The 6,795-nt window shown below is 68.6% G+C and carries 7 protein-coding genes; 1 reads left to right on the top strand and 6 read right to left on the bottom strand.

The annotated features are described in order from the left end of the window. Both ACNPM4_RS04810 and ACNPM4_RS04815 read right to left on the bottom strand, forming a co-directional pair. Positions 1–191, bottom strand: a 191-nt coding sequence (locus ACNPM4_RS04810; protein ID WP_448984874.1) for an NAD(P)-binding domain-containing protein, incomplete at its 3' end; no start/stop codon positions are given. A gap of 51 nt (positions 192–242) precedes the next feature. Then, the gene (locus tag ACNPM4_RS04815) at positions 243–1,316 is read right to left on the bottom strand and encodes an acyltransferase (protein ID WP_448984875.1); all 1,074 of its coding nucleotides are present in this window, start codon (positions 1,314–1,316) and stop codon (positions 243–245) included. Positions 1,317–1,400: 84 nt separating this feature from the next. Here ACNPM4_RS04815 and ACNPM4_RS04820 point away from each other — a divergent pair, with 84 nt between their 5' ends. Continuing rightward, positions 1,401–2,675 (top strand): ArnT family glycosyltransferase, encoded by a 1,275-nt coding sequence (locus ACNPM4_RS04820; protein WP_448984876.1) that lies wholly within the window; start codon positions 1,401–1,403, stop codon positions 2,673–2,675. Here the strand turns inward: ACNPM4_RS04820 and wecB are convergent. From wecB to ACNPM4_RS04840, 4 genes are all read right to left on the bottom strand, one after another. Then, positions 2,621–3,682: a non-hydrolyzing UDP-N-acetylglucosamine 2-epimerase gene (wecB, locus tag ACNPM4_RS04825; RefSeq protein WP_448984877.1), complete on the bottom strand. Its 1,062-nt coding sequence runs from the start codon at positions 3,680–3,682 to the stop codon at positions 2,621–2,623. The genes ACNPM4_RS04820 and wecB overlap by 55 nt on opposite strands. 9 nt (positions 3,683–3,691) lie before the next feature. Then, positions 3,692–4,786 carry a glycosyltransferase family A protein gene (locus ACNPM4_RS04830; protein WP_448984878.1) on the bottom strand — a complete coding sequence of 365 codons (1,095 nt, stop codon included), beginning with the start codon at positions 4,784–4,786 and terminating at the stop codon, positions 3,692–3,694. Further along, positions 4,783–5,898: a glycosyltransferase family protein gene (locus tag ACNPM4_RS04835; protein ID WP_448984879.1), complete on the bottom strand. Its 1,116-nt coding sequence runs from the start codon at positions 5,896–5,898 to the stop codon at positions 4,783–4,785. The genes ACNPM4_RS04830 and ACNPM4_RS04835 overlap by 4 nt, the downstream gene beginning before the upstream one ends. Beyond that, positions 5,895–6,795: glycosyltransferase family 4 protein (locus ACNPM4_RS04840; protein ID WP_448984880.1), on the bottom strand; the 901-nt coding region annotated here is incomplete at its 5' end. The genes ACNPM4_RS04840 and ACNPM4_RS04835, both read right to left, overlap by 4 nt.

Raw genomic sequence — 6,795 nt, forward strand, 5'->3', positions numbered from 1 at the left:
CGACCGGCGGGGATGAGCTCGGCGAGTCTCTCCTGGAGGTGCGCCTCGCCGGGGAAGGGCTCGCGCCCGGCGTTGATGGTGTCGACGGCCTTCTGGTTGACGTCGACTCCGATGACGTCATGGCCGGATGAGGCGAACTGGACGGCGAGGGGAAGCCCGATCTTTCCGAGGGCCACGACGGCGATACGCATGGGGTCCAGTCTACGGGGCGGCAGAGGTCCCAGAGCGCTCGGCGACCGCGGTCAGAAGATGCGCCCGATCACCGGCACACGACGCAACGGCACGACCAGCGCGAACGACAGCACGACCACGATGAGCCACACCAGAACGGCCGACACGACGGACGTGGTCGCGGCATCGGCGAACCAGGGCACGGACCGCACGGCGATCAGGAGCGCGAAATGCACGAGGTAGACCCCGAAGGTCGCCTCCGACAGGGTCCGGATGACCCGCCCCGTACCGGCGCCGACGTCACCGGAGAAGAGGCTGTTGACGAAGACGAAGAGGGTGACGGCGATCACGACCGTGACGGGGCCGAGATAGCTCTGCGGAAGCAGCGCTGCGAGCAGCGACGCGGGGTCGACGGCACCCGCCTGAAGGATCGTCCACCCGATCGCCACTGCCGCGATCGCGCCGCACGCCCACAGGCGCGCACCGGTCAGACGGAGATCACGCAGCGCGTATCCGGCCACGAAGTAGCCGACGTAGGGCAGCCACTGCGTGAGTGCGCTCAGGATGATCGGCGAGGGGCTCCCTGCCCACGCCAGCAGTGCCGATGTCGAGTACGTCGCGACAGTGACCAGGATGAGGACCCCTGCGAACATGAGCGCCCGCCCGCGGCCGCCGTCTCTGAGAAACGGGCGCAGAACCGGCGCGATGGCGTAGAGGCCGACGATGAGCCAGAGGAAGTAGAGGTGTGTGTAGGGCTGTCCGCGCAGGACGAGCGCGAGCATCGTCGCCGCGCTCTCGTCGAGCCCGCTCATCCACTGCCGCACGACGATCAGGTAGAAGACCTGCCAGAAGATGAAGGCCGGCGCGAGGCGGACCAGACGCTGACGGTAGAACGCGGTGGGACCGGCGGCATGCGGCCGCGCATCGAGTAGCAGGGCGCCGCTGATCATGACGAAGACCGGGACCGCCCAGATGAATCCGGCGTTCAGCGCGACCGCCACCCACCAGGAGCGCGAGCCCTCCAGCTCGGGAGACGAGCGCAGAGCTCCGAAGGTGTGGATGCTGACCACGCCGATGATCGCCACGATGCGAAGGATGTCGAGTCCCCAGCGTCGGTGAGTGAGACTACCTGGAAGCGATGTCACCCCCGTACGCTATCCCGTCCACGACGCGCGCATCGAAACCGCCGAGCCGCCACCGCGAAACCTCCGTGCTAGCGTGATATCGCCATGGCACACTCTCCCGCGCGCACCTGGTTTCTGCGCCAACGCAGCACGCTCCTCCTGTGGACGATCCTCGCATCGACGTTCCTCCTCACGTACGCCACGTATGTGAGGTGGTACCGGATGTTCTATCCGGACTCGCGCTACTACCTCGCCATGGCGTACCTCTTCCTCGGGAACGATCCCGAGACGGCGCGGCAGCTCACCGTGGACTACGCGGGCCCGCGCAACATCGACGTCCCTCCCGTGGAGGATCTGTTCGGATGGGGCCTGGTGCAGCCGCGCGTGGTGCTCCCGACCCTCAGCGCCCCGTTCATCGCACTCTTCGGTCCGGCCGGCCTCGCCGTCATCCCCCTGTTGGCGACGGCCGCACTCATGGTCATCGCGGTGATCATGCTCCGTCGTCGCTTCGGCACCCTCGTCGCGCTTCTCATCGGCCTGCTCCTGAACACGTCGATGTTCCTCGTCTCCATCGGAACCGGGATGCTCACCGAGGGCCTCTCGGCGCTCTTCACCGCCGTCGCACTGCTGCTCGCGTGGCGTTGGCTGGAGAAGCCCCGACCCTGGATGCTGATCGCGATCGGCGCGGTCACGGTGCTCTCGGCCTTCACCCGCCAGGCGACCCTGATCATGGCCGGGGCTTTCATCGCCGCGTGGGTCATCGGCTCACTGATCGAGCGTCGCAACAGCCGCATGATGCTCCCCGCGATCATCGTCGGCGCGGCGACGATCGGCTGCCAAGTCCTGCAATCGCTCATCTTCCCCTCGTTCTCGCAGCTGGACCAGTTCCTCATGCAGGCCGGCGCGAGCTCGCTGGGCGAAGCCCTCCTCAACGTCCCGCGCATGGCATTCGACATCGTCAGAGCTGATGTCGTGACGATGCTGCGCGGCGATCGTTCGTTGCTGGTGCTGATCTGCCTCGCGGTCGCGGGCATGATCATCTTCTGGCGACGCGTGGAGTCGCACCTGCTGCTCGGCGCCATCGCCGCCACGGCGATCTACAACATCACGAACGGCACGCCCACGCAGTTCCGGTATGCGACTCCCGGGCTGATCTTCTGGCTTCTCGCCGCCGGGATGCTCGTCAGCGCGACCGTGACCTGGGTGCAGCGATCGCGGACCAACCCGACCGGCCTTCCGGGCGCGCCCGACGATCCCGAGCCGGAGGCGTCCGAGTCGGAAGGGGCGGCCGAGCCTGACCGCGGGCCTCAGCCGGACGACGGGCCTCAGCCGGCGGACAGCACCTCGACGACGCGTCGCGCCGCGGAGCCGTCTCCGTAGGGAGCCTCGTCGGTCGGCGACGGGGCAGGACGTGCGACGGTCTCGGCCAGTACCGAGGGGTCCGAGACCAGGGCGTTCCAGCCGAGCTGCACGGTTTCGACCCACTCGGTCTCGGTGCGCACGGTCGTGCACGGCACGCGCAGCAGGAAAGCCTCCTTCTGCAGTCCACCCGAATCGGTGACGACGTGTCCGCTGCTGAGCACCGCGGCGATGAGGTCCCGGTACGCGAGCGGACGGTGCACCCGCAGGTTGCCCTGCTCGAGGTCGATGTCGGCTTCTGCTGCCTTGGCCACCAGCCGCGGGTGCGCGAGCAGGACCGTGGGAGTGGCGAGCGCTCCCAGAGCCTCGATGATCTGCGTGAGACGTACCGGATCGTCGGTGTTCTCCGCACGGTGGATGGTCGCGACCTGGAATTCGCCGGGCGTGAGTCCCAGCTCGTCGATGAGCGCGGAGGGCTCACCCGAGAGCTCGTCCCTGGTCGAGTAGAGGACGTCCGTCATCACATCGCCGACCAGGACCGAACGGGCCTTGAGGCCCTCGTCGGCGAGGTGCGCCATGGCGACCTCGGTCGGCGCCAGCAGGATGTCCGCCGCGTGGTCGGTGAGAACACGGTTGTGCTCCTCGGGCATGCGACGGTTGAACGATCGCAACCCGGCCTCGAGATGCGCGACGGGTATGTGCATCTTGACGGCGCTCAACGCGGCCGCCACCGTCGAGTTCGTATCACCGTAGACCAGCACCCAATCCGGTGCATGGGCGTCGAAGACGGCATCGAGCTGTCCCAGCATCGCCCCGGTCTGCACACCGTGACTCCCCGAGCCGACACCGAGGTGCACGTCGGGACTCGAGATGCCGAGCTCGGAGAAGAAGATGTCCGAGAGCATCGGATCGTAGTGCTGACCGGTGTGCACGATGACGTGTTCCACTCCGGCCTCACGCGCGGCGCGGTCGATGGGGGCGAGCTTGACGAACTGCGGGCGGGCGCCGACGACGCTGAGGATCTTCACCCTACGATCCTATGCGGCGCGCGCCGCCCGTCGCGCCCGGCGCTGTGCGAGGAGCGAAGCCGAGAGGAAACGCAGCGGAGCGTCGCGGTCGAGGGTGCGGTGCAGCGACGGCGTGAGCATCGCGCGGGGCTGCGCGTACCGCCGTCGCCGTTCGACGAGAGCGGCGACGTCTTCGACCGCGGCTCGCGCCCGCAGCCGATCGATGAGTTCGACGTCGAGACGCGAGAGCGAGCGCAGCGCCGACGGCGCCGACCTGAGCAGCGTCTCCAGTGCGTTCGCCGCATCGCTCACGACGGTGGCGTCCAGCTCGCGTCGGCCGAGCGCCCCGAGCACGTGCACGCGGATGAGTTTTCGGACCACAGCCGCCCGAGCCGCCTCGCCGAGAGCGCCCCACATGTCCTCGGCGACGAGCAGCGGCGCGAAGGCGAGTTCGGTCGCGAGCGTTCGAGCGGATTCGGTGACCCGGTCGACGGCATCGTCGCCGACGAGGTAGGCGTCGCCGTCACCCGCGGCGACCACCTTGCGCGCACCGAACCACAATCGGAGGCTCGGTGCGATGTCCTCCCCCGTCTCCAGTCCCTCCACCGGGCGTGCCTGCTCGCGGAGGTCGGCGGCGAAGAGGCCCATCGTGCTCGTGCGGTAGCTCAGACGATCACGCACGGGGTCCAGCACGACCCGACCGGGACGGCGCGGTGGCGTGGGAAACCCCTCCCCGACGGCGGGGAGCAGCATCGCCGGCAGGACGGCATCCGCCCCTCGTGTCTCGGCGCGGCGGACCCAGCCGTCCAGAGCGCCCGGGCTGAGTCGATCATCAGAGTCGATCTTCGTGAACCACGGAGCGGTCACCCGGTCGAGGGCGAAGTTCATCGGTCCGGCCGGCGACGGGATCCCGTCACGGAACCCGACGACGTCGACCCTGGCGTCCTCGGCGTACGGCCCGAGCGCCGCGCGGATGCGCTGCTCCTCGATGTTGTGCGCCACGACGAGAAGTCGCACCGGCACGTTCGTGTGCTCGAGGACGCTCTGCGCCAGTCGGCGTACCGGCCGCGACTCGGAGTGCACGGGGACGAGCACATCGACCTGTGCGGACGTGACCATCGTCATCGGCCCGCAATCGTGTCGATGGCGCTCTTCCACACCGGCATCTGCGCTTCGGCGGACAGTTCGCGTGCCGCGTCCGCGGCCGCCGCCTTGAATCCGTCGACGCGCTCCGGGGTGAGGGCATCGAGCGCACGTGCCACGGCGTCGGCCGAGAAGTCATCGGCGACGACTCCCAGTCCGTGGCGCGTGAGCGTGGCGGACATCTCCGGCGACGGTCCGATCACGAGCCCGAGTCGCGCCTGCACGTACTCGAAGAACTTGTTCGGCATCGCATACGCGTTGTTGTAGTTGGTGGGCGCGAGGATGTGGATGCCGACGTCGTAGCCGGCGAGGGTGTCGATCAACGAGTCGAAAGGTACCGGCTCATGCATGCGGACCGCCGGCACCCGTGCTGCCGCTGCCCGGAGCTCCTCCAGGTACGCCGGATCATTCGGTGGGAGATACAGGTCGAGGGTTACATCGGCCGACGTCCGCTCCATCGCCTCGATGAGCGTGCCGAGTCCGCGATTGCGCAACGCCGCACCGGCGTGGACGACCCGGATCGGTGACGACGTCGGGTGAGGTTCGCGCTCCGAGTAGGCGGGCGCGTTCATCACGAGCTTCGTGTCGAAGCCGAACTCGCGTCGATAGCGGGCGGCGATGGCACGGCCGACGGTCGTGGTGGAGGATGCTCGCGAGACGAACTTCCGCAGCTGCCAGCGCAGAAACGGAGCGACGAAGAGCCGGAAGGTCAATTTCTCCGTGTGCAACGTGGGCGCATACTCGTGCAGATCGACGTGGAACCCCTTGGACGGCTCGAGCTCGGCGGCCACACCGGCGGACTCCACCTCATTGGCGAGGATCACGTCGAATCGTTGGCCGCCGAGATGCTCGCGCGCCCACGCCAGCGCCCGGTTTCCCCAGTACGCGCGGCGGTACTGTCGGGCGATCATCGCCACGCGGGGATAGCGCCAGACCGCGAGCTCTTCGGGGATCTCGAAGTGCTCGACGCTTCCCTCCGGCTTCGGCCCGTAGCCGCAGGTGACGATCTCCCAGTCGTCTCGGAACAGCTCGATCTGACGCCGCACTCGCGGGTCCGACTCGATTCGGGAGAACGAGAGGACGAGCAGCTTCATCTTTGTCTCTTCCTGTCCAGCGCCGTCTCGTAGACGGCATCGAAGGCGGCACTGCGCGCGTCGTCCGAGAAACGGAACTCCGCGCTGCGGCGGATCTCTTCGCGGTCTCGATCCAGAACGTCTTCGACGGCGTCCGCCCACTCCGTCGCGTCCGTCGTACCGACCAGTGCCCCGTCTTCGGGGCGGACGTACTCGGTGTGGCCGCCGTCATCGCCCACGACCACCGGAAGTCCATGACGGAGCGCTTCCGCGATCGCCACCCCGAAGGTCTCCCCTTCCGTGGGAAGGAGGAAGACACGAGCCGAGCCGAGCAGGCCTGAGATCTCGGCGGGGTCTACGTTGCCCCGCAGCTCCACCCTGTCCCGCACCCCGAGTTCGGCGGCCCGGGCGAGCACGCGATCGCGCTCGGGGCCGTCGCCTGCCCAGATGAGACGAGCATCCCGCCCCCGTGCCACCAGCGCCGCGACGGTTTCGACGGCGAGCACGGGGCGCTTCCGGCCGATGAGTCCGCCGACGCCGACCATGACGAGGTCCGTGACGTCGCGTGGCGGTTCGATCGGCGCAGCCACGGCGTTCGGCACGACGACCGTCGGGCCGGTGCGCGTGCGGCGTACGGCGACGGCGAGCTGCTCGCTGACGGCGACCACTACGGCAGGGTACTCGAGCAGTCGCGCCATCCAGCCCCCGGCCACGCGCACCGGGAGAGGCGCGGTACGCGGGCTGAGCAGGCCGGACCAGTGCTCCGTGTGAACCCAGGGAACAGACAGCCCCCGGGGCACGGCAGGCAAGGCGGAGATCGCATGACTGTGCACGATGTCGACACCGGCGGCACGTTCACGGATGGCTCGACGCGCGCGACGAATCCCCCGGAGCGACGCCGCCGCATACGGGATGCGC

Source organism: Microbacterium umsixpiens (genome assembly GCF_053543675.1).